The organism is Marinimicrobium koreense (assembly GCF_003762925.1).
GTDB classification, from domain to species: domain Bacteria; phylum Pseudomonadota; class Gammaproteobacteria; order Pseudomonadales; family Cellvibrionaceae; genus Marinimicrobium; species Marinimicrobium koreense.
In genome coordinates, this window is the sequence record NZ_RJUK01000001.1 from 1,104,372 (window position 1) to 1,126,917 (window position 22,546).

The window sequence follows — 22,546 nt, forward strand, 5'->3', positions numbered from 1 at the left end:
GACGCCACTGGCCGGGCATTATAACGATTTAACCCGCCGGGGCCTACTCGGCGCTCACGGGGCATCGCGCGGGTCCTGCTGACAGGGTCTAATCCGGAATGAACGCGGAGGCATCGCCCTTACCCTGGCGGGTTACCTCGGGCACGGCCCCGGTCAGGTCAATGACCGTGGTCGGCTCGAGGCCGCAATTGCCCCCGTCGATGACCAGCTCCAACTGATGTTCAAGCCGATCGCGAATATCTTCGGGATCGCTCATGGGCAGGTCATCGCCGGGCAGCAGCAGACTGCTGGTCATCAGGGGTTCACCCAGTGCCTCCATCAACGCGAGTGCAATCCGGTTGTCGGGCACCCGCAGGCCGATGGTTTTTCTTTTGGGGTGCATCAGTCGGCGAGGCACTTCCGAGGTGCCGGGCAAAATGAAGGTAAAGGGGCCGGGGGTGTGGTTTTTCAGCAGCCGGAAGGCCTGATTATCCACCTTGGCGAAGGTCGCCAGCTCGGAAAGATCCCGACACATCAGGGTAAAGTTGTGGTGCTTATCCAGGCGACGCATCTGGCGGATGCGATCCAGCGCGTTTTTGTCACCGATATGACACCCCAGGGCATAGGCCGAATCGGTCGGGTAAGCAATGATGCCCCCGCTGCGAATGATATCGACCGCCTGGCGGATCAGGCGATCCTGGGGGTTATCCGGATGAATCTGAAAATACTGGGCCATAATCGTGCTCTTGTTGTCATGGGTGTATCTGACCTCGTGCGGGTCGCTCACGGCGCGAATCCGGGAAGCTCCCACACCGGTCGGCAGCGCTCGGGCAGTGGGCCGAAATTCCCCAGCTCCTGCCAGGGAGCGTCCGGGCGATGAAAGTCACTGCCACAGGAGGCCGCGAGCCCTTCCCGCTCGGCAATGCGCGCGAGATCATCGGCGACCCCGGAGGGTTGCTGGCCGCTGACCACCTCCAGCGCGTCGCCGCCGAGGTCGGCAAAATCCGAGATCAGGGCGCACATTTTGGTTCGGGTCAGCGGATACTTCTTCGGGTGCGCGAGCACCGCGAGCCCGCCGGCCTGATGGATCCAGCCGATCACCTGCTCCATGCCCGGCCACTGGAATTTCACATCGGCCGGTTTACCGGCGCCGAGATATTTCTTGAAGGCGGCGCCCACGTCCTTTACTTTCCCCTGAGCCACCAGAAACTGTGCAAAGTGGGGGCGTCCGAGCTGGCCACCACCGGATTCGCGTCGCGCACCGGCCAGGGCACCGGGAATCCCGAGCTGCTCAAGCCGCTCGGCGATGGCCTCAGCCCGACTCGCACGAGCCCCCTGCTGAGCCCGAATGGCCGCCTGCAGCGCTGGCGACTCGATATCGATGCCCAACCCGACAATATGGACCCCGCCTTTACCCCACTGGCTGGAGAACTCAATACCGGGAATCAGTGTCAGACCGATATCGGCAGCCGCAGCCCGGGCCCGGCTTACGCCCTCCACGGTATCATGGTCAGTCAGCGCCAACGCGGACACGCCCTGGTCCCTGGCCCTCGACATCAGCGCCTCAGGGCTTAAAATACCGTCTGAGCAGTGACTGTGGCTGTGTAAATCGTACAAAAACAGGGCTCCCGCCGTAAAAGCGGCATTATGGCACGTCTGAGCGCCCGGGAGCCAACGAACCTTGCAACCCCTGACTTTCAACATCGAGGCCCGAATGACCGACAGCGACAGCGTCACCGAAAAAACCGCCAAACTCGGCCCTAACCCCAAACGGGAAAGCCTGCTGGCCAACCTGCTGCTGAACATTGTGATTCCCACCGTCATCCTGACCAAATTCAGTGGCGAGGATCACCTGGGCATTAAAATGGGCATCGTGGTCGCCCTGGCCTTTCCGCTGATCTACGGTGCGCGGGATTTTATCGTCAGCCGCAAGCTCAACGTATTCTCCGCCTTGGGCTTTGTCAGCATTCTGCTCACCGGCGGCATCAGTCTGCTGGAGCTCGATCCCAAATACATCGCCATCAAGGAAGCCGCCATCCCCGGCCTGATTGGCCTGGCCACGCTGTTCTCTCTGAAAACCCGTTACCCGCTGGTCAAAACCTTTCTTTATAACGACAAAGTACTCAAGGTAAACAAAGTCGCCACTGCCCTGCGCGAGTACAACAATGAGAGCGCCTTCGAGCAGACCCTGCGCAACGCCTCCTATCTTATTGCCGGCTCGTTTTTTCTCTCGTCATTCCTGAATTACGTGCTGGCCAAACTCATTCTGGTGAGCGATCCCGGCACCGTGGCCTTTAACGAGGAACTGGGCAAAATGACCGCGCTCAGTTTTCCGGTCATTGCAGTGCCCGCCATGTTGGTAATGATGTTTGCCCTGTTCTATCTGTTCCGTCGGATTCGGCAATTGACCCACCTGGCGCTGGACGAAGTCATCAATGACGGAAGCGACAACTGATCCCACCGGCTTAACCCCCGGAATTCAACTGTTTGACAAGGAGCCACCATGTTTTATGCCATAATCAGCGAAGACGTTCCCAACAGCCTGGAGAAGCGCAAAGGGGCTCGCACCGATCACCTGGCCCGATTGAACGCACTCAAGGACGCCGGCCGCCTGCTACTGGCCGGCCCCCACCCGGCCACGGACAGTGAAGATCCCGGCCTGGCCGGTTTTACCGGCAGCCTGGTGGTCGCCGAGTTTACTTCGCTGGAGGAGGCGCGCACCTGGGCGGATGCTGATCCCTATGTCTCCGCCGGGGTTTATGCCCGGGTGACCGTCAAGCCGTTCAAGCGGGTATTCCCCTGACCATGAGAGTGATGCGCCATCGGTCACTGAGGTTGAAATTTGTGGCCTGTGCCACTTGGTTTGTACCGTCTTTGGCGTACAATCCCGACGTTTAACCAACTTAAAAAGACTACGGGTATCAGCGTGAACAAACTTCTGATCAGTCTCTGCCTCATCGCCCTGGCCTCGCCCTTACTGAGCGTCTCGGCCCAGGCTCAGGATCGCTACATCTCCGACGTGTTGTACGTGCCGCTGCGCAGCGGTATGGGCAACCAGTACCGGATCGTGCACAGCGGGTTGCCCAGTGGCACGCGCCTGGAGCTGGTCCGCGAGGAGCAGAGCAGCGACGGTGAAAACTGGAGCCTGGTCCGTCTGGAAGACGGCGAGGAAGGCTGGATCCGCAGCCAATTCCTGCTGGCGGAACCCACCGCCGAACTTAAATTGAGCAGCGCTCAACAGCGCGCGCAACGTGCCGCGCAAGAAAGCCAGGCGCTGCGCGATCAACTGACCGAAGCGCAGCAACAGGTGGAACAGTTACAGACCGAGCTGTCCGATGTGCGCTCCCGATACGAAGCACTTCAGCAGGAGCATGAGCGGCTGCGCACACTGTCTTCAGACGCAGTAGGCTTACACGAGCAGCACCAGGAGTTGAGCGAAAACTATCAGGTACTGCAGACCCGCTACGACGTCGTTCAGGCCGACAATGAACGCTTGAAACGGGACCGTCGTTACCAGGACTGGCTGTTTGGTGGTGGTATTCTGGTGGCCGGCGTCATCCTGTCCCTTATTCTGCAGGCGATCGGAAAACGTCGTCGCCAATCTGAATGGCGCTAAAGGAGCAACTCCGATAATGAAGTTTCTGGCCCTGCTTGGTTTGCTCACTCTGTCTGTCGCCGTTCAGGCAGAGAACGATAGCCCCCGGGTCGAGCTGACCACGGATGAGGGCACCATCGTTCTGGAACTGTTCCCCGACAAGGCACCAATTACCGTGTCGAACTTTCTGCAGTATGTCGATGACGGCTACTACGACGGTACGATTTTCCACCGGGTCATTCCCGGCTTTGTGGCCCAGGGCGGAGGACTGACCTACGATTTCACCCGCAAGCCGCCGCGCGATCCGATTGCCAACGAATCGGATAACGGGTTGAGCAACAAACCCATGACCCTGGCCATGGCCCGGCACAGTGATCCGGACAGTGCCACGTCTCAGTTCTACATCAATCTGAACCACAACCCGGGCCTTGACGCGACCGAGGAACGTCCCGGTTACACCGTGTTCGGGCAGGTCGTGGACGGCTACGATACAATCATCACCATCGTCCAGGCCCCCAAAGGTAACTACAAACAGTTCCCGGATGCACCCAATGTCCCCATCCGGATTCTGGAGGCCCGCCGGCTGTCGGCTCCGGCCGATACCACGGCGGACGGGAAGGAGTCATCGCAATGAATGCCACCAAACTGAGCGTCAACCTGAACAAGGTTGCACTGATCCGCAACTCCCGGGAAGGCAACTACCCGGATGTGACCACCTTCGGGCAGATCTGCCTGGACGCCGGTGCCCACGGGCTGACGGTTCACCCCCGCCCGGATCAGCGCCATATCCGCCCCGGCGATGTGTTCGCGCTGAGCGATCTGGTGCAACAGCACCCGGGCATCGAGTTCAATATCGAAGGCAACCCGAACGCTGGCGCCCTGGGCGACTATCCCGGCTTTATGACGTTGGTCCGCCAGACCCTGCCGCACCAGTGCACTCTGGTCCCGGACAGCAATGAGCAATTGACCTCGGATCATGGCTTTGACCTGACCCGCAGTGGCGATGCGCTGCGCCCCATCATCGAAGAGCTGCGCGAGCTCGGTTGTCGGGTCAGCCTGTTCATGGACCCGGACCCGGCACAGATTGATCTGGCACGGGCGGTCGGCGCCGACCGGATTGAGCTATACACGGGTCCCTACGCGGCCGCCCACAAGGCGCACAACTCGGAAATGCACAAGCTGCTGGACCAGTACCGCTATGCCACGGAGCACGCCCGTGATATCGGGCTGGGGGTCAATGCCGGGCACGACCTTAACCTGGACAACCTGGAGCAGTTTCTGCACATCCCGGGTATTGATGAAGTGTCTATCGGACACGCCCTGACCGTCGACGCACTGACCATGGGTATGGCCACCGCCGTGCACGCTTACCTTCGACTCTGCCACCATCAGTAAGGCAGAAGGCGAGGATCCATCGGGCAAGTGCCCGTTTATCGGCTATCCTTAAGGTGTAAGTCAGACGGTTTTACCCGCCGTAAACAAAGGAGTCAGCCATGCATTCGATTTTGGTAAAAGACTATATGCAGCCGGCCGCCCATGCCATTTCCGTAACCGCCAACACGGCAGAGGTGGTCGAGCGGCTACTGAAAAGCGGATTGACCGGCGTCCCCGTGATTGATGAGCGTGAAGCGGTCGTGGGTTTTGTCTCGGAACAGGATTGCATCAAGGAGATGCTCAACGATGCGTTCTTTTGCGAAGAGCCCGCCAGCGTCAGAAAACTGATGAGTGAAACAGTGCTTACCGTGACCCCCAACACCAGCATCGTCGAGCTCGCCCAGACCATGATGCGCGAAAAACCCAAGAACTACCCGGTGGTCAGTGACGGCAAACTGGTAGGCATCATCACCCGCCGACACGTGCTCCAGGCATTGATCGACAATGACGAGGACTGCTACCTGCGTACCTGATTGAGCCTCGGACACACCGCCCCCCAGCGCCCCCATGGCGAGCCGCACACCCGGCTCGTCACCGCCTGACTTCTCCATGCACCTCAGACCGCGCAGACAATAGCGCGGTCGACACGTTATAATTCCCGGCCACACTTCCCAACGATGGTCACTATGCCCAAGCCAGACAGACCCCAGCAGGACTCGGCCAGCTATCGAGCCAAGAAACAGTTTTTCGATTCACTGCTGACGGTGTACGGACGCAAGCCGGTGCTCGAGGCGCTGCGCGATCCGGCGGTCAAGCTGTTTCGCCTGCACCTGGCGGAGAGCAACAAACCCGCCGGGATTCTCGATGAAATCCTGGGCATCGCCAAGTCCCAGGGTGCGGACATTCAGCACCATGACCGCAAGGCGCTATCTCGCATCTCCAAAAACAGCAAGCAGGATCAGGGAGTGGCGGCGGATCTACAATGCAAAGCTTACCAGTCGCTCGAACAGTTCTTGAGTCAACCACCCCGCGCAGATTTTCGATTGTTGGCCCTGGACCGAATCACCAATCCGCAAAACCTGGGGATGATCATCCGTTCGGCGTGCGCGGGCAATGTGGACGGCATTCTGTTACCACAGAAAGGCGGCGCACAGATTGATGCCCTGGTGATCAAGGCAAGCGCGGGCACGGTGTTCCGGGCTCCGATCATTCACTGCCCTACTCTGCCCGAGGCGTTGGCCAAACTCAGAGAAGCCGGCGCCACCATCTGCGCATTATCCTCACACGCTCGTCAGACGCTGGGTGATTTCAACCCATCCGGCGGTAGTGTGTATGTGTTGGGAAATGAAACGGAGGGGGTTTCGACGGAGACGGCCAAGCACTGCAATCACCAGCTTTCCATCCCAATGAACAACGGCGTCGAGTCACTCAACGTAGCGGTCACCGCCGCCCTGATCGCTTTTCAGGACGCTATCTGAAGTTCTCGCCTTTTACAGATCAACGCCACTGGTTTGGCACTCCGCCTAAAGTGCTGCGGGTGGGTATACCAGTGTGAGACACGCCGTGAATACGTCCCTGTAGGCTCATCACCCGCCATCCAGGCAGGTGACGGTCTCACACTGGTACACCCACCCTCCGCGGCGCCAAATTGACGTTTCGGGAACTAGCTCCTTTCGTACGGCAACTTGGGCAACGGCGGATGCGCCTTCGGCTTATCCGCCCTACGGATAGCGCGTCGGCTTGGCGTAGGGCGGATAAGCCGAAGGCGCATCCGCCGAAACACGTTACGTCAGTTAGATTTGGCACTGAGGGCCGGTGAGGGGAAAGCCTTTCAAGACCGTAAGCGGAGGGACTCCGCGCGTCGAGCCCCCATGGATGGGTTTACGGCGTGTCTTGAAAGGCTTTCCCCTCATCGGCCCGGACTCGATGAACACCTCAGTAGAGTGTCTCAGAGGGGATTACCGTGCCGCAGCACACCCTACGAAGCACACACAATAACCAGCCCTAAAGCTTGTACCCCTCTTCCTCATGATGGGTAATATCGAGGCCAATCAATTCTTCTTCGCGAGTCACCCGCAATCCAGAGGTCAGAACACCGGTCACTTTCAACAGAATGAAGGTCACCACCCCGGTGTACACCGTTGCCACGACAACGCCAACCACCTGAACTCCGAACTGCTGGCCCATCGTCTCGATACCGTCGGCAAAACCCTGACCACTGAACACACCCAGTTGAGTCGAAGCAAAGACCCCGGCCAACAGCGTACCCAGCATACCGCCGACACCGTGTACCGGAAACACATCCAGCGAATCATCGATCTTGAACACCCGCTTCATCGCCTGGGTCGCGTAGAAACAGACAATGCCCGCCGAAACACCGATAATCAGAGCACCGCCGGGGCCCACGAAGCCCGACGCCGGTGTGATGGTTCCCAGACCGGCCACCATGCCGGTCACGATACCCAGCACACTCGGGCGACCGAACTTCACCCACTCCATCGTCATCCAGGCCAATGAGCCGGCAGCGGCGGAAATGTGGGTTACCAGCATCGCCATGCTGGCGTCACCGTTGGCCGCCAGCGCGCTGCCGCCGTTAAAGCCAAACCAACCGACCCAGAGCATGCCCGCACCGGTCACCGTCATGGTCATATTGTGTGGAGGCATCGCCGTTTTCGGGAAGCCGTCGCGCGGGCCGAGCACCAGCGCTGCCACCAGCGCCGCCACCCCGGCGGTGATGTGCACAACAATGCCCCCGGCGAAATCCAGTACCCCCATGGCGCCCAACCAGCCGCCACCCCAGACCCAGTGACAGATCGGAAAGTACACCCCGAACAGCCACAGCGTTGAAAAAATCAGGACTGAAGAAAACTTCATCCGCTCGGCGAAGGCCCCAACGATAAGAGCCGGCGTAATGACGGCAAAGGTCATCTGAAACAGGCTGAACAGGCTCTCGGGAATATCGCCAGACAGGGAGTCCGATTCCATGCCCGAAAACAGAATCCGGCTTGCATCCCCGATCCAGGCATTGCCTTCGCCAAAGCTCAGGCTGTACCCGGCCACCAGCCAGATCAGTGAGGCGATACAGGCAATCGCGAAACACTGCATCAGAATCGACAAAATATTTTTCGACCGGACCAGGCCGCCATAAAACAGAGACAGGCCCGGCAAGGTCATAAACAGAACCAGAGCCGTTGCCGTCAGGATCCAGGCGGTGTTGGCGCCATTGAGTTCCGCTTGTGCCAGCGCGGTACCGGGCAACAGTGCCAGGCTGATCAACCCGAAAGCGACAGGTCGCTTGTTCATACGCTCATCCTCATTTTGTGCGTCGGCCCAAGGTCGCCGACTATTATTGAGTCACTGCAATGCCCCCGATCGGTGCAGACAAGAGAGGGCAACCCACTGAAAGTACGGGCAACACCGACCAGGAAATTCCAGCAACTGGAACCTCCGAAGACGGCGTTGCACGAGAGTGCAGAGCGCTTTGGGAAGCAGGAATCGTGCCTCAACATTTTTTCTTTTTATATCAATGACTTAGAAAAATTACCGGAAGAGATCATTGATGATTGGCACCAACACCGTGCACGGCGGACACTTTTGTGCACCACAGAAGAACACAGTGCGGGAGAATTGCCTGATCACCGTGCGTCCGTCGAAGCAGGCGCACCAGGATCAGGCAGGAGGGGTTTCAGGGGTCGTTCGCGCGCCTCTGAACGCCGTCACCGCGCGGGCCAGATCGGTCAGCGCGGCTCGGTTGTCGCCATAGCTCACACGCTCGTAAAGATCCGCAATGCGGATCAGGGCCGGCTCCAGTTCGGCCTGTTGGCGCCCCAACCGGCGAGCCAGCGCGGTCAAGGGTTCTCCCCGTCGGCGCGGACACCCCATGCGTCTCAGTTTGCGCTCCAGGCGCGCGAGTTGGCGATCGGCCGGATAGCGGTAGTGCGGGCGTTGTCGCCAGAACATCCAGAGCAGCAGCACCGACACCAGCGAGGCACCGGTCAGCACCACCGCCAGGGCGATCCGCCACAGATCGGCGCCGCCGAGCCAGTCTTCCAGAAACGCGTCCTGGCGCCCTTGATCGTAACCGAGCACCCAGCGGTGCCATTCGTAATTGAGCGCATCCCAGCGCAGTTGCAGCTGCATCACAAAGGGTAAATCGGCACCAAAGGGTCTCTGCAGCATGTCGCCGTCGGTGGCGCTCAGCGAGACGTCCAGACCTTGCTCGATTCGCTCCGGTGCCACAGCGCCGGTCGGGTCAAAACGCACCCAGCCTTCTCCCTCCAGCCACACCTCCGCCCAGGCGTGAGCATCCCGTTGGCGGACGGTCCAATAATCCTCCAGAGGATTGTGGGTGGCGCCGAGATACCCCACCACCACCCGGGCGGGAATGCCCGCCGCGCGCAGGAAAAATACAAAGCTGCTGGCGAAGTGCTCACAGAAGCCCTCTTGCGCCTGCCACAAAAATTCATCGACGCTGTGCTGTCCCAGTGTCTGTGGACGCAGGGTGTAACGAAACCGCTCCCGGTAAAGCCCCATCAGTCGCTCTATCAGCTCGCTGGGCGATCTGGCGTCCCGCGCCCACTGCCGGGCCGTCGCTCGGGTTTCCGGGTTGGAGTCCCGGGGCAACTGCAACTCCTGGCGTCGCTCCCACTCACTCAGCCCGGAGCGCTGGAACCCATACCTGGTGTGCGACTGAACCCGGTAAGCGGTGCGCTGCATGACCGGATCATCCCGTTGTAGCCGCATCTCCTGCCCTACTCCGATGTCGTCACTCCAGCTGACCGGTGCCGCCAGCGCATACAGCCAGGGTTGGCGGGTCGGTTCCAGCATGACCTCATAGGCCACCGGTTCACCCAGGGGATCGACCTGGTTCATCCATTGCCGGACATCATCCTCGCGCCAGCTCATAAAGTGCGTCGCCCGCTGACGTTCGGTAGGTTGCCATTGCCGTCCATCGAAATAGGAAAACACCAGGCCACGCCAGTAACGATCTCTGGGCGACGGCGCCTCGCCATCAAAAGTGACCCGAAAGGCCAGCGCATTGGATTGTGCCAGCTCACCGATATCCCCCGGAGACATGCTGTCACTGATGCCCGTGGTCGCGGCCCGGCGGTCCTGCGGAACCGACCAGAGCGCACCGGTGCGGGGAATGACCAGAAACAGGATCAGCATGAGGGGCGTCGCCTGTAACACCAACCACCCCGCCTGCCGAATACTGGGCCAAAAGCGGACATTGCCCAACGACTGGTGCGCCGCCAACAGCGTCGCCGTCAATAACAACAACGACAGGACACCATACACGCCCGCCAGCGGCCCCGAATGAAACAGGAATTGGGTCGCGGAAACAAAGTAGCCCAGATAAACGGTGACCAGCAGATCCCGACGTCGGCGCAGCTCCAGCAATTTGAGAATAAAGCCGGCCAGCAACAAACCGACCATGGCAGTCATATCAAACCGGGCGCCGTAGCTCATCACCAGACCACCGCCGAACCCCGCCATCAGTCCGAGCCGCACCCACAACGAGGGGAAGCTCCAGGCACCGCGAAAGATCTGCCAGCGCCAGACCACCACGCACAACCAACCAGCCCACAGCCAGAGCGGCGCATGGACCGAGTGCGGCAACAGAATGATGGCCTGGGCCACCAGCAGCCAGGCGAGACTGGTGCGGGTAACCTGTTCCCGTTCAGCCACGTTCACCTCCCTCGGCCTGCTCCGGCATACCGTAGAGCGCCAGGGCCCGCAGTACCCGCTCCTGATGGGCCTGCCCACGCCCCAGCGGAATATCCAGCCCCGGAAGGCGCAGGCCGTATTCAGCGGAGGTTTTGCCGTACTCCACGGCCCAGAAACACAGGCGGCTCAATCGGCTTTCCTGATCCAGCCCCGGGAGGGCGTCCCAGTCCAGCCAGACCTGTTCACTCTGGTAACCGGCGTAATCTTTCAGATAGAGCCCCTGCTCCCGGGCGTAGAGCTTCCAGGCCACATGGGCCATCGGGGCACCGACCTGATAGGGCCGAAACCCCTGAAACTCTTCCTGATTCTCTGCCGAAAGCTGCTCTCCGACCTCGCCGCTCAGATGCGCTTGCGGTGGGTGGTCGCTGGAGCGCGGTGCGGGGTAAATCAGTGCCCGCCCATCCAGGTGAACCCAGGACCAGACCCGAAACAGCCCCAGAGGGTAATAACTCTGTACCCGGAGGCGCTCCGGAACCAGCCAGCCTCGCCGGCGGGCACGGTACGCCAGCGTCACCGTGCGCTCTGCCCGGTGGGGCACATCGGCTTCAACGGTCAGGTCCCGATCCCACCCGAGCAGCAGGGCTTCGTGGCGCGAGCCCGAGGCAGGTTGCAGCATCAGGTCAAACTCGGCCCACTCCCCGGCGAAGGCGGGATGAGCCCGCTGTACCGAGAGGGTCAACCCGGACAGGTTACGGAACGCATGCACCACCGACACCGTCATCAGACTGAGCAGCAGAAAAGCGGAGGCCAACACCAGATTGTTTTCGTAGTTGGTGCCCAACAGCCACAGCAGTGTGATGACCAACAGAAAGCCGATCCCCTGCGCCGTCGGCAGAACATAGATGGATTTGTGACGCAGACGGACCGACTCGGCCCGGGGCGCGCGACGCACCACCCAGTGCCAGAACCAGTGTGTCAGAGTATCGGGTAAACGCATCGGGGCTCAGTGATTCATCGAACTCGGGCCCTTACCTTACCCTGTCCACCATAAAAAAAGCCACCGGTCGATCGACCGGTGGCTTTTTTACTGTCGCGAGCGACGGACTAGGGTGCGCTACTGTATAGAGCCGCCACATCGTCAGCGCTCAAGGGCACATCATAGATGCTCAGCTCATCCACCAACCCGTCATAGGGGGTATCCCAGTAATTGACGCCCACCCCGAATACCGTGGTTTCCGCGGGCGTAAACACATCCGGGAAACCCTCCCCGGTGAACACCGCTTCACCATCGAGATACAGCGTCAGGTTACCCGCGTTGTTGACCGCCACAAAGTGGGTCCAGGTATTCGTAGCAATCTGCGTCCCGGTATCGCCATCAAACCAGTCCGTACCGGACCAAAGCATGGTGTTGCCGGCACCGGGACCATTGGGCACTACACTGATCCAGCTGTCGGCAGACGCCGCTCCGAAGAATGCAGTGGTGAACTGGGTCAATGCGGACGGATTGAGCCACATCGATACAGTGTAGGTTGCATCGGTAATCAGATTGTCCGGCAGTGCAACACCATAGGTACCGTCGAGACTGAGTGCGCTACCGACGCGCCCCTCGTCAAAGCTGAGCGAGCCTCCGGTGTTGTCCAGCCGGTTACCGGTCACCGTACCCGAACCCATATTGCCCGTAGCATCGTCGAGATGATCATCGAAGCTGAAGCGCGCGGCGGGCTCCGGCATACCTTCCGACAGAACGGTGACCGTAATGTCGCGGGTGACCGATTGCCCCTCCAGACTCAGGGTCGCGGTCAGGGTCACATCGGCATCGCTAGCCGCCGGCCGGGTCACCTGTGCGGTGGCCCCATCAACTTCAACGACGCTGCTGTCTGACGAAGTCCAACTGACCGCGGTCGCAAACGGTCCGCTTACCGGCAGCGCAAAGTCTTCAATCACAGCGCTGGTATCGCCGAGCGTCAACTGGTCACGGGCAACGCCGAGCAGCTCCGAGGTGGACAACCGATCAATATCCAGTGCCTGAACTTCGGCGGCGCTGAGCGCAGCATCGTACACATTGAACTCATCCACCAGACCGTTGAAGGGCAGATCCCAGTAATTGACGCCAAGAGCGAAACGCCCCGTATTGTCGGTAAAGAAGTCCGCTACTGAACCACCGGCATACGCCTGCTGACCGTCGATATAGACCTGCACATAGCCCTGGGAGACCGACACCGCCAGGTGACTCCACTCCCCTGCGGGAATGGTTTCGCCCGTCGCTCCGTCAAACCACGCATCGTTATTCCGGCTCCAGAACATGACATTCTCATCCCAGGAACTGGGCAGGAAGCTGAACCACTGGCTCGGTTCAACCAAGGGGTCTGAGGTATCCCCCGGCACTTCACCAAACACCAGTGTGGAGAACTGGGTGATGACGTTGGGACGTACCCACAGAGACAGGGTGTATTCATAGTTGTTTATCAAGCCGTCGGGCAACCGTACACCGCTGCTACCATCCAGCGACACCGCCTGTCCGGCACTGCCCGTGGTGTAACTGAGGTTGCCCTCGCCCACTTTATGAATACGGTCACCCGTACTCATGGCGGCCTCATACTGACCAGTACTGTCGGTCAGGTCGTTTTCAAACTCAAACCGCGCCACCCGGTTGAAGGGCATACGTTCGGGCACCAGTACCTCGAGGGTGACCGTTTCCTCTTCGCCCTGATACAGAATGGTCGCGGTGAGATTGACCGACGCATCACCGGATCCCGGCGCGGGGCGCTCGACTTGTCCATCGGTACCGATGACGGCTTCATTGCCGCTCTCCCAGAGAATCTGGGCACCGCGAATTCCGTCGGTGGGCAACGTCAGCGCATCGCCTTTGAAGGTTTCCGGCAGAGTCAGCTCGGCGGCAACCGCAGCCAACACCTCGGTTGCTGACTGTGCGGGCAACCGGGTTCCCCAGACACTTTCACCGCTACCGGACACCGCCGAAAACGCCGGCACGAGTTCTGCAATACGCTCATCCCACTGCCAGCGCAGCTGGCCCTCAAAGGCGCCAAGGCCATCCAATTGCAACACGATGCGATTGAGCGCTTCCGGGTCCAGTTGATAGGTGCCGGTCACTTCGCCGGTGATGGTGCCGTCGTCATGCAGGGTCATCGCCTGCGACTGACGCGCTTCCCGGTTGATGTCCTTGCCATGATTGATGAACTGGTAGTCCCCAACCACATCCTCGCTGTCCACCACATTGTCGCCCTCAATGGGCGCGTAGCGGTGCGGCGATGCAACCAGCCAGCCATCGGCGGTGGCCATCAACTCATGGACCCGAATGGCATGCTGCTCACCCCGATTGGGGAAACGGGTGTGGGTGATCAGGAAATGCTGCCCCGTGGCTTCGTCGTAGTACGCCGAGTTGTGTCCCGGTGCCAGGTAACCCCGGCTGCCGTGGTCGTCACCGGTGCGCGAACGGAAGTTGAAGCCTCCCATCAGCTTGACGCCATAGGGCGCGATACCGTCCCAACCGCCCCGAGCCAGGGCCATGTCGTTACCCTCGGCATCGAGGTAGGGACCATCGGGCGTGCGCGAGCGGGCAATGCGTATGTTGTACCCGTCGGTCGAGACAAAACCGCCAAAGGAGGCGAACATGTAGTAGTAATCGGTCTCGGGGCTGTAGAGCACAAAGGTGCCCTCGATAGCGCTATGGTCGCCCCCGGTCAGATGTTTGCCGTAGCCCTGCCCCGGTTCGGGCAGCCCGGTTGACTCATCCATGGCGAGAATGTGAATACCGCCCGCGTAAGAGCCATAGATCATCCAGAGGTTGCCATCCTTGTCATGAAAAGTGTGAGGATCGATGGCATTGGGATGGATGTTGCCGTTATAGGATTCGATGTCCCCGACACCGTAACCCTGATCAATTTCGGCGTCTGTCTGCCCGGACCAGAGGAATATGCCCTGGTTTTCATAGGGGCCGAAAACGCTGTCCTCCGAGGTGGCCAGACCGAGGTAGGAACGCGGCGCATCGCAGACGCCGCTGGCCGGGTTGGTGCAGTGATTGAAGTAGAAATAGTACTTGCCGTCGGCCAGTTTACGGATGTCCGACGCCCAGGAACCTACATAACCACCGGTCCACTCAATGCCTTCGGCCACTTCCGTTTCATAGTTGCCAAACAGCGGGTAATCAGTGAGGTCGGGATTCTCCAGCGCGATGCCCGGCGCCTCTGAAGTCCAGGTAATCAGATCCTGGGAGCTGGCCATCGCCAAGTGGGAACCCACCACATAGTAAGTGCCGTCGTCGTCCCTGAAGACCGAGGGATCGTGCACTGCCACATCGTTGTACTGAATCAATTCGCTGTTGACGGTGGGATTGGCCCGGGGCTCCACTCGCGCGAGACTCGACGAGCTGGAGGATTCAGAGGAGCTCGATGACACTTGTGATGCGCTGGAACTGGAGCTGGATGCCACCGATGAGCTGGACCCACCACTGTCTCCACCGCTACCGCCACAGGCCGCCAGAACCAGCGTACTCCCCAGCACCCAGGATAGTCGTTGTATTTTCATGATCTAATGCCTCTGCTGCGTTTATTGTTAGACAGAACTGCAACATAAATAGTATTACAATACTACCTTAATTGGTAGGCATATAATCACACAATTAGGCGCTAACCAGAACGGATTTGGACTAAAAAAGGCGAACCCTTAGATCATAAAGCAATTTTACCCGCCAAACAGCAAAAACTCCGCCTTTATTTGTATTATTTATATTAGGCGGGAACGATGTCAACGGCGTTCAACAGTTCCGTGATCAGCGCCTGCTCGTGCCCCTCGGTGCCGCTGGCAGCCGGGGCAATTCGGTGCGCCACCACGGGAGGCAGCAGCGTCTGTAGGTCTTCAGGAATGACGTAACTCCGCCCGTGCATGAACGCCCAGGTCTTAGAGGCACGAAGTAGCGCCAGAGCCCCTCGTGGGGAGAGGCCGCAGGCAAACTCGGGGGAGTGCCGGGTGTGGTGAACCAGCCGTTGCAGGTAATCCAGAAGGCTGTCTGAGGTTTTGACCTGTTCCGCAGCCTGCCGGATCTTGGGCAGCTGCTCGGGCTTCAGACGGGTTTTGACTCCGGCCAGTTTTTGGCGGGGATCACCGCCGAGAAACATCTGACGCTCAGCATCCGCACTGGGGTAACCGAGGCTGATGCGCATCAGAAAGCGGTCCAGTTGCGATTCGGGCAGCGGGAAAGTCCCCATCTGGGACAGGGGATTCTGAGTGGCAATGACGAAAAAAGGGTCTTCGAGCTTACGGGTCTCCCCTTCTACCGTGACCTGACGTTCCTCCATCGCCTCCAGCAATGCGCTCTGGGTTTTCGGCGTGGTCCGGTTGATCTCGTCGGCCAACAGCAACTGAGTGAATACCGGGCCGGGATGGAAGGTAAAGCGCGACTGCTCCCGCTCAAACACCGATACGCCGATAATATCGGCGGGCAGCATATCGCTGGTAAACTGGATCCGCTGATAAGACAAGCCCAGCACCTTGGCAAGCGCATGGGCCAGGGTGGTTTTCCCCATGCCGGGCAGGTCTTCAATCAACAGATGCCCGTCGGACAGCAGACACGCCAGGGCGAGCTTTATCTTGTCTTCCTTGCCCAACAAAACCTGGCCGATTTCATCGACAACAACCTGGATAAAATCCCGCATTGACCCTCTGCCCTGTTCTGGTGGGTTCGGCGGACTCAGGACAGTCCGCGCAACAAATCGTTTTTCAGATCCTCGACATCCTCCAGCCCCACCGCCAACCGGATCAGATTGTCGGCAATGCCGGATTCGGCCCGCTGCTCCGGTGTCAGGCGTCCATGGGTGGTCGTGGCCGGATGCACGATGGTGGTTTTTGCATCACCGAGGTTGGCAGTGAGCGAGCAGATCCGGGTGCTGTCGATCACGCGCCAGGCGGCAGCCTGATCCCCTTTGACCTGAAAGGACAGCACCCCACCGAAAGCAGACTGCTGCTTGCGCGCCAATTCATGCCCGGGGTGTTCGGGCAGACCGGCGTAGTACACACGCTCGACCTGGGGCTGACGCTGGAGCCATTCGGCCAGCGCCTGCGCATTGCGTGAGTGGGCCTCCATCCGCAGACGCAGGGTTTCCAGCCCTTTCAGGAACACCCAGGCATTGAAGGCACTCAGGGTGGGTCCGGCACTGCGGACAAACGCCAAAACGTCATTGATGGTGTCCTGATCTCCGGCAACCACGCCACCCAGGCAGCGCCCCTGGCCATCGATGTATTTCGTCGCCGAGTGAATGATCAGGTCGGCACCGAACTCGATCGGGCGTTGCAGTGCCGGGGTGCAGAAACAGTTGTCCACCACCAGCCTGGCACCCCGGGCATGGGTCAGATCCGCCAACGCCTGGAGGTCGACGACATCGCACAGAGGGTTGGACGGGGTTTCCACAAACACCAACCGGGTGTTGGCCTGAAAACCGCGCTCCCACGCGGTCAGATCGGTGGGGTCGACAAAGGTTACCCCAACCCCGAACCGCTGCAGATACTTGGTAAACAGAACCGTGGTTGTGCCGAATACACTCCGGGAGCAGAGGATATGATCTCCCACCTGCAGCAGTGCCATGCAAGTGCTGAGAATGGCCGACATGCCGGAAGCCGTCGCAATGGCACTTTCGGCCTTTTCCAGAGCGGCAATGCGCTCCTCAAACGCGCGCACCGTCGGATTGGTATAACGCGAATACACGTTGCCGGGAGCGTCGCCAGAGAAGCGGTCCGCCGCTTCCTGGGCGCTGCCAAACACATAACTGGAGGTCAGGAACAGCGCTTCGCTGTGTTCCCCTTCCGCCGTGCGGTGACATCCCGCACGAACGGCCAGGGTGTCCAGGCCAGCACCGGTCAAGCTGTCATCATATTCACTCATGAGCGATCTCGTCAGGGGTTTTCCGCCACATCATTGTGCAGGCCGATCAGCGTGCCCTCCGGCTTGGCCGCTTTCTTGTGCGCATTACTCTTGGCGCCATCGTTGCGCTCGGCCTCGAGTTTCTCCAGATAGGCATCATCCACATCACCGGTCACATACTCACCGTTGAACACGGCACAGTCAAACTCGGTAACCTTGCGGGTCCCTTCCGCCGAGGCGGCCACCAGGTCTTCCAGATCCTGATAGATCAGCCAGTCGGCACCGATCTCCCGACAGATTTCTTCGTGACTACGACCGTGAGCGATCAGTTCTTTGACTGTGGGCATATCGATGCCGTAGACATTCGGATAGATGACCGGTGGTGCCGCCGAGGCAAAATACACTTTGGCGGCGCCAGCATCGCGGGCCATTTCGATAATCTGCTGACAGGTGGTGCCACGGACAATGGAATCATCCACCAGCAGCACGTTCTTGCCACGAAACTCCAGCTCGATGGCATTGAGCTTCTGGCGCACAGACTTCTTACGCTGCTGCTGCCCGGGCATGATGAAGGTCCGACCAATGTAGCGGTTTTTCACCAGCCCTTCCCGGAACTTCACACCCAGATTGTAGGCCAGTGCCTGCCCGGCCACCCGGCTGCTGTCGGGAATCGGCACCACCACATCGATATCATGGTCGGGACGTTCGCGCAGAATTTTTTCCGCGAGCTTTTCACCCTGGCGCAGGCGAGCCTTGTACACCGAGATGCCGTCCATGATCGAATCCGGGCGGGCGAAGTACACATGCTCAAAGATACAGGGCCGCAACCGGGTATTCTCGGCACACTGACGACGATGAAGCTCGCCCTCGGCGGTGATGTAAATCGCCTCACCGGGGGCTACATCGGCAATCAGATCAAAGCCGAGCACATCCAGCGCAACGCTTTCCGAGGCAACCATGTACTCGACTCCACCCTCGGTTTCCCGCTTGCCATAGACCAGGGGACGAATACCGTTTGGATCGCGGAACGCAATCAGGCCGTAGCGGGCAATCATCGACACCACCGCGTAACCACCGCTGACCCGACGATGCACGCCGGCAATGGCTTCAAAGATGTCATCCTCATTGGGCTGCAACTTACCCTGGGACTGCAGCTCGTGGGCAAACACGTTGAGCAACACCTCGGAGTCCGAGTCGGTGTTGACATGACGCAGGTCGGTTTTGAAAAGCTCTTCGCTGAGCTGGTCCGCGTTGGTCAGGTTGCCGTTGTGGGCCAAGGCAATACCGTAGGGAGAGTTCACATAGAAAGGCTGGGCGAGCGCCGGGCCCGAGCTGCCCGCCGTCGGATAGCGCACGTGGCCGATACCGATATTGCCCACCAGCCGCTGCATATGACGGGTCCGGAAAACGTCTTTCACCAAGCCGTTGGCCTTCTGCTGAGCCAGCTTGCCGCCGTCACAGGTCATGATACCCGCCGCATCCTGGCCGCGATGTTGGAGTATGGTCAGCGCGTCATAGAGCTGCAAATTGACATCGCTTTTACCCACAATACCCACAATGCCGCACATAGAAAAACCACCTTTACGTCATAAAAAAACGGAACACCCGGGCGGCGTCCCGGGATTAAAACCACTGAAAAAAGAAGCGGGTTGTCTCAGCCGCCAGTGCGCGAGCCCAATCTTCGAACGCGAGAAAATGCGGTACCAGGGCTGACTCGCGCCACCACTCGTCCTGGTCAACGGGAATGATCGAGGGCAACAGAATCAGCAGCGCCATGACCACCACCAGGCCACGGGCCAGCCCAAACAACATGCCGAACAGTCGGTCGGTGCCCGACAGACCGGTCATCCGGACCAGCTCGCCGATCAGATAATTCACCATGGCGCCGACAATCAGTGTCGCCGCGAACAGAATGACGAAGGCCGCCATTTCTCGAATGGAAGGGGTGGGAATCAAGTCCGTGAGCAGCACTGCCAGGCGATCGCCGAACAGCACAGCCACCACAAAGGCCACCAGCCAGGTGACCAACGACAGGGCTTCTTTGACGAAGCCGCGTTTGATGCTGATAAGGCTGGACACCAACAGTATGCCCAGTATGGCCCAATCTGCCCAGTTCATTCGCTGGCCCGACTCATGCTATGGAAAGCTCCCCGGTTGCTTGCGCGCGCATTTTAGCAGAGGCACCGCGGATCAGATACCCCCGGCGCCCGTCGGTGCCACCGGAGAGGCTCAAGGCTGAAAGCGCAGAATCAGCGCATCGACCTTCAGGGCCTGATCGACCGCCGCCTTGGTCGACTCGGCCTCCGAACGGCTCACTTTCGGACCGATAAACACCCGGCTGACCGCCCCGGCGTCGGTGCTGGCAGAGCGCACGTAGGCACGGTAGCCCTCTCCCTGCAAGCGATCCCGCAGCGCCCGCGCGGTATCCGGGTCGCGGAAACTGGCGACCTGGATGACCCAGGCTGTACCTTCATCGGTATTCACCTCCGTCGCCTCAGATTCCGGCGCAGAACGTTCCGGCGGCGGATCGGCCTGAGCCTCCGTCGGCTCGGACTGGGCCTCTTCCAGGGAGTCCACTACCGGCTGGGAGTCATCTTCGGGCATAAACATGGTGTCGGGCTCCGGTGCCGGCTCAATATTATCCGGCGCCGAGGGCGCTTCGAAGACCATGGTGTCCCGAGAGGGACGGTCGGGAATCAGCGTCTGGGTACTGACCGGCTCCACCTGCCGATCCCGCAGGATGCTGGGCACTACCAGAATGCCAATCGCGATAAGGACGATCGCACCCACCAGGCGCTGTTTCAGACCGCTATTCATGGTTACTCTCTATATTGTCGCGCAGAGGGTCTGGCCTATCGCTCTCAGCATCCAGCCAGTCGAGGGCCGCGCTGACCGTGTAAAAAGACCCCATTATCACAATCCGATCTCCGGGCCGGGATTCCCGCCTCAGTCGCCCCATCACCTCGGCTACTGTACCACAGCCGCGTGCCGAGACATTGAGCGCCGCCAGGTCCTGCTCCAATTGTGCCACGGTGGCGGCCCTGGGGATCTCCGGAAGCGATACCAGCCAACAGTGAGTCATCAATGGATAAAGCGGTGCCAGAGTGGCGACCCGATCCTTATCCGCCATCATGCCGACCACGAGGTGGGTATCTACCGGGCCAGCGCTCGTCAGACGGGTCGCCAGATGCCTGGCAGCGGCCGGGTTGTGTGCAACATCCAGCACCAGGGTTCGCCCCGCCCAGGGGCGAGTCTGATAGCGCCCGGGCAGCGTCAGCCGATCGAGCCTGGAGGCTTGCGCCAATGGCTCGACCTGATGGCCCAGTTGAGCGACAACCTGCAGGGCAGCGGCAATACTTGGCCAGGGCAGCACCGGCCGCTCGAGCTGGCACTGTTGCGGCTGACCATCACGGCCCTGCCCCCACCAGCACCAGCCCCCATCCTGTCCAGTAAATCCAAACCGCTCGCCAATGCGCTGTAACTCGACTCCAATTGCCCCGGCCGCCGACAGCAGGCCGGCCGGAGGTCGCTCATCAGCGCACAGTGAAATCTGACCGGCACGGTAGATACCGGCTTTTTCCCGACCGATACTGTCGCGGTCATTGCCCAACCAGGCCTGATGATCCAGGTCGACACTGGTGACCACTGCCACATCGGCATCCAGCAGGTTGACCGCATCAAGACGTCCACCCAGCCCCACTTCGAGCACCATGACATCCACAGCCTGCTCCTGAAAAATCAGCAGAGCGGCCAGGGTGCCGAACTCGAAGTAGGTCAAACTGATGTCGGTGCTCGCGGCATCAATGCGGGCAAACGCACGGCACAACTCACCGTCGCCGACCGGGACACCGTCGATCTGGATGCGCTCGTTATAGTGCTGTAGATGGGGAGAGGTATAGGCACCGACCCGCTGCCCGGCCGCCCGCAACAGCGCGGAGCAGGCGGCCACGCAGGAGCCCTTGCCGTTGGTACCCGCTATGCTGACCACCCGGGCCTGGGGGGATAGCAGGTCGAGGCGCTCGGCCACCGCACGGATTCGGGTCAGGCCGAGTTCAATTTCAGTGGGATGGTGGCTTTCGAGCCAGTGTAACCAGTCGTCCAGGCGCTCAAAGCGCATTGCTGGTGCCAATCAGACCGCCTCGCGGCGAGTGAATTTAGCCAACAGGCGCGCGAGCGTATCGCGCATGTCCCGACGATGGATGATCATGTCGATGGCACCCTTATCGAGCAGGAACTCACTGCGCTGGAAACCTTTGGGCAGCTTCTGCCGAATGGTCTGCTCAATGATATTGGGACCGGCAAAACCGGCCCGGGCATTGGGCTCGGCGGCATTGATGTCACCCAGCAACGCGAGACTCGCGGATACGCCGCCGTAGACCGGATCGGTCATGACTGACACGTAAGGGGTGCCCTGACGCTTCAGACGTTCGATGACAGCGCTGGTCTTGGCCATCTGCATCAGGGAGATCAACGCCTCCTGCATGCGGGCACCACCGGTGGCCGAAAAACACACCAGAGGAACATCTTCTTCCAGCGCCACTTTGGCCGCCCGGGCAAAGCGCTCGCCGACGACGTAGCCCATGGAGCCGCCGTGGAAGGCAAACTCAAACGCCACTGCCACCACCGGCATGCCTTTCAGAGTCCCCTTCATGGCCACCAGGGCGTCTTTTTCGCCCGTGGTTTTCTGGGCAGTTGACAGGCGATCCTTGTATTTTTTCACATCGCGGAACTTCAGCCGATCGATCGGCTCAACGTCAGTCGCCAGTTCCTGACGATTTTCCTCATCCAGAAACAGGTTCAGCCGGGTTCTGGCGCCAATGCGCATGTGATGGTCGCATTTGGGGCAGACATCCAGGTTGCGCTCCAGCTCAGGACGATAGAGGACCGCCTGACACTTGACGCATTTTTTCCAGAGCCCTTCCGGTACCTTGCTGCCACCACGCTTACCCTCTGCACGGGCCATGCTCGGTACAATCTTTTCTAGCCAACTCATGTCGATTCTCTCTGCGAAATCTTGAGGTTTTCAGTCTCTGTCGGGCTGCCGGGCCCGACTCGGG

The 22,546-nt window shown here is 60.0% G+C and carries 20 protein-coding genes; 7 read left to right on the forward strand and 13 right to left on the reverse strand.

All coding sequences use genetic code 11. From position 1 onward, the window contains the following. Positions 1-88 precede the first annotated feature (88 nt). Together EDC38_RS04715 and EDC38_RS04720 are read right to left on the reverse strand one after the other, a co-directional pair. Positions 89-715 carry an L-threonylcarbamoyladenylate synthase gene (locus tag EDC38_RS04715; protein WP_024460363.1) on the reverse strand — a complete coding sequence of 209 codons (627 nt, stop codon included), beginning with the start codon at positions 713-715 and terminating at the stop codon, positions 89-91. Positions 716-762: 47 nt separating this feature from the next. After that, positions 763-1,596, reverse strand: a complete 834-nt coding sequence (locus tag EDC38_RS04720) for a PHP domain-containing protein (protein WP_246004337.1) — start codon at positions 1,594-1,596, stop codon at positions 763-765. A 97-nt stretch (positions 1,597-1,693) separates the two neighbouring features. Between EDC38_RS04720 and EDC38_RS04725 the strand changes: the two genes are divergently transcribed. The 7 genes from EDC38_RS04725 (at position 1,694) to EDC38_RS04755 (ending at position 6,426) form a co-directional block, all read left to right on the forward strand. Further along, entirely contained in the window at positions 1,694-2,434 is a 741-nt protein-coding gene (locus EDC38_RS04725) for a VC0807 family protein (RefSeq protein WP_123637518.1), read from the forward strand. A gap of 48 nt (positions 2,435-2,482) precedes the next feature. Continuing rightward, positions 2,483-2,782, forward strand: coding sequence for a YciI family protein (locus EDC38_RS04730; RefSeq protein ID WP_123637519.1), 300 nt, complete (start codon positions 2,483-2,485; stop codon positions 2,780-2,782). A 123-nt stretch (positions 2,783-2,905) separates the two neighbouring features. Further along, the gene (locus EDC38_RS04735) at positions 2,906-3,595 is read left to right on the forward strand and encodes a TIGR04211 family SH3 domain-containing protein (RefSeq protein ID WP_123637520.1); all 690 of its coding nucleotides are present in this window, start codon (positions 2,906-2,908) and stop codon (positions 3,593-3,595) included. 16 nt (positions 3,596-3,611) lie between these two features. Then, complete coding sequence (locus tag EDC38_RS04740) at positions 3,612-4,208, forward strand: peptidylprolyl isomerase (protein ID WP_123637521.1); 597 nt, start codon at positions 3,612-3,614, stop codon at positions 4,206-4,208. Further along, positions 4,205-4,969, forward strand: coding sequence for a pyridoxine 5'-phosphate synthase (locus tag EDC38_RS04745; RefSeq protein ID WP_123637522.1), 765 nt, complete (start codon positions 4,205-4,207; stop codon positions 4,967-4,969). Before EDC38_RS04740 ends, EDC38_RS04745 begins: the two co-directional genes overlap by 4 nt. A gap of 98 nt (positions 4,970-5,067) precedes the next feature. Beyond that, on the forward strand, positions 5,068-5,481 hold the full coding sequence (locus EDC38_RS04750; RefSeq protein WP_024460370.1) for a CBS domain-containing protein: 414 nt from the start codon (positions 5,068-5,070) through the stop codon (positions 5,479-5,481). A gap of 153 nt (positions 5,482-5,634) precedes the next feature. Further along, a complete protein-coding gene (locus EDC38_RS04755) occupies positions 5,635-6,426 on the forward strand; it encodes a TrmH family RNA methyltransferase (protein ID WP_123637523.1) in 792 nt (263 codons plus the stop codon). A 526-nt stretch (positions 6,427-6,952) separates the two neighbouring features. Here EDC38_RS04755 and EDC38_RS04760 read toward each other — a convergent pair. The 11 genes from EDC38_RS04760 to accD form a co-directional block, all read right to left on the reverse strand. Continuing rightward, positions 6,953-8,251 carry an ammonium transporter gene (locus EDC38_RS04760; RefSeq protein WP_123637524.1) on the reverse strand — a complete coding sequence of 433 codons (1,299 nt, stop codon included), beginning with the start codon at positions 8,249-8,251 and terminating at the stop codon, positions 6,953-6,955. Between the two features lie 366 nt (positions 8,252-8,617). Continuing rightward, the gene (locus EDC38_RS04765; RefSeq protein WP_123637525.1) at positions 8,618-10,636 is read right to left on the reverse strand and encodes a transglutaminase TgpA family protein; all 2,019 of its coding nucleotides are present in this window, start codon (positions 10,634-10,636) and stop codon (positions 8,618-8,620) included. Next, the gene (locus EDC38_RS04770; protein ID WP_123637526.1) at positions 10,629-11,612 is read right to left on the reverse strand and encodes a DUF58 domain-containing protein; all 984 of its coding nucleotides are present in this window, start codon (positions 11,610-11,612) and stop codon (positions 10,629-10,631) included. Before EDC38_RS04770 ends, EDC38_RS04765 begins: the two co-directional genes overlap by 8 nt. 107 nt (positions 11,613-11,719) lie before the next feature. Next, positions 11,720-15,160: a LamG-like jellyroll fold domain-containing protein gene (locus EDC38_RS04775; protein WP_123637527.1), complete on the reverse strand. Its 3,441-nt coding sequence runs from the start codon at positions 15,158-15,160 to the stop codon at positions 11,720-11,722. A gap of 203 nt (positions 15,161-15,363) precedes the next feature. After that, a complete protein-coding gene (locus EDC38_RS04780; RefSeq protein WP_123637528.1) occupies positions 15,364-16,287 on the reverse strand; it encodes an AAA family ATPase in 924 nt (307 codons plus the stop codon). Between the two features lie 35 nt (positions 16,288-16,322). After that, complete coding sequence (locus EDC38_RS04785) at positions 16,323-17,510, reverse strand: O-succinylhomoserine sulfhydrylase (RefSeq protein ID WP_123637529.1); 1,188 nt, start codon at positions 17,508-17,510, stop codon at positions 16,323-16,325. A gap of 11 nt (positions 17,511-17,521) precedes the next feature. Further along, positions 17,522-19,057 carry an amidophosphoribosyltransferase gene (gene purF / locus EDC38_RS04790; protein WP_123637530.1) on the reverse strand — a complete coding sequence of 512 codons (1,536 nt, stop codon included), beginning with the start codon at positions 19,055-19,057 and terminating at the stop codon, positions 17,522-17,524. Between the two features lie 55 nt (positions 19,058-19,112). Beyond that, a complete protein-coding gene (locus tag EDC38_RS04795; protein WP_024460379.1) occupies positions 19,113-19,607 on the reverse strand; it encodes a CvpA family protein in 495 nt (164 codons plus the stop codon). A 111-nt stretch (positions 19,608-19,718) separates the two neighbouring features. Next, entirely contained in the window at positions 19,719-20,306 is a 588-nt protein-coding gene (locus EDC38_RS04800; protein WP_123637531.1) for an SPOR domain-containing protein, read from the reverse strand. Further along, positions 20,299-21,618 (reverse strand): bifunctional tetrahydrofolate synthase/dihydrofolate synthase, encoded by a 1,320-nt coding sequence (gene folC, locus EDC38_RS04805; RefSeq protein ID WP_246004338.1) that lies wholly within the window; start codon positions 21,616-21,618, stop codon positions 20,299-20,301. Before folC ends, EDC38_RS04800 begins: the two co-directional genes overlap by 8 nt. Further along, positions 21,619-22,482: an acetyl-CoA carboxylase, carboxyltransferase subunit beta gene (gene accD, locus EDC38_RS04810; RefSeq protein WP_123637532.1), complete on the reverse strand. Its 864-nt coding sequence runs from the start codon at positions 22,480-22,482 to the stop codon at positions 21,619-21,621. It lies immediately after the preceding gene. Positions 22,483-22,546: the final 64 nt, after the last annotated feature.

Bases quoted from the DNA above. Each gene is read 5' to 3' on its own strand.
- EDC38_RS04775 (WP_123637527.1), bottom strand. From the start codon at position 15,160: ATGAAAATACAACGACTATCCTGGGTGCTGGGGAGTACGCTGGTTCTG.
- EDC38_RS04755 (WP_123637523.1), top strand. From the start codon at position 5,635: ATGCCCAAGCCAGACAGACCCCAGCAGGACTCGGCCAGCTATCGAGCC.
- EDC38_RS04785 (WP_123637529.1), bottom strand. From the start codon at position 17,510: ATGAGTGAATATGATGACAGCTTGACCGGTGCTGGCCTGGACACCCTG.
- EDC38_RS04725 (WP_123637518.1), top strand. From the start codon at position 1,694: ATGACCGACAGCGACAGCGTCACCGAAAAAACCGCCAAACTCGGCCCT.
- EDC38_RS04745 (WP_123637522.1), top strand. From the start codon at position 4,205: ATGAATGCCACCAAACTGAGCGTCAACCTGAACAAGGTTGCACTGATC.
- EDC38_RS04750 (WP_024460370.1), top strand. From the start codon at position 5,068: ATGCATTCGATTTTGGTAAAAGACTATATGCAGCCGGCCGCCCATGCC.
- EDC38_RS04795 (WP_024460379.1), bottom strand. From the start codon at position 19,607: ATGAACTGGGCAGATTGGGCCATACTGGGCATACTGTTGGTGTCCAGC.
- purF (WP_123637530.1), bottom strand. From the start codon at position 19,057: ATGTGCGGCATTGTGGGTATTGTGGGTAAAAGCGATGTCAATTTGCAG.
- EDC38_RS04715 (WP_024460363.1), bottom strand. From the start codon at position 715: ATGGCCCAGTATTTTCAGATTCATCCGGATAACCCCCAGGATCGCCTG.
- EDC38_RS04770 (WP_123637526.1), bottom strand. From the start codon at position 11,612: ATGCGTTTACCCGATACTCTGACACACTGGTTCTGGCACTGGGTGGTG.
- accD (WP_123637532.1), bottom strand. From the start codon at position 22,482: ATGAGTTGGCTAGAAAAGATTGTACCGAGCATGGCCCGTGCAGAGGGT.
- EDC38_RS04740 (WP_123637521.1), top strand. From the start codon at position 3,612: ATGAAGTTTCTGGCCCTGCTTGGTTTGCTCACTCTGTCTGTCGCCGTT.
- EDC38_RS04800 (WP_123637531.1), bottom strand. From the start codon at position 20,306: ATGAATAGCGGTCTGAAACAGCGCCTGGTGGGTGCGATCGTCCTTATC.
- EDC38_RS04760 (WP_123637524.1), bottom strand. From the start codon at position 8,251: ATGAACAAGCGACCTGTCGCTTTCGGGTTGATCAGCCTGGCACTGTTG.
- EDC38_RS04780 (WP_123637528.1), bottom strand. From the start codon at position 16,287: ATGCGGGATTTTATCCAGGTTGTTGTCGATGAAATCGGCCAGGTTTTG.
- EDC38_RS04730 (WP_123637519.1), top strand. From the start codon at position 2,483: ATGTTTTATGCCATAATCAGCGAAGACGTTCCCAACAGCCTGGAGAAG.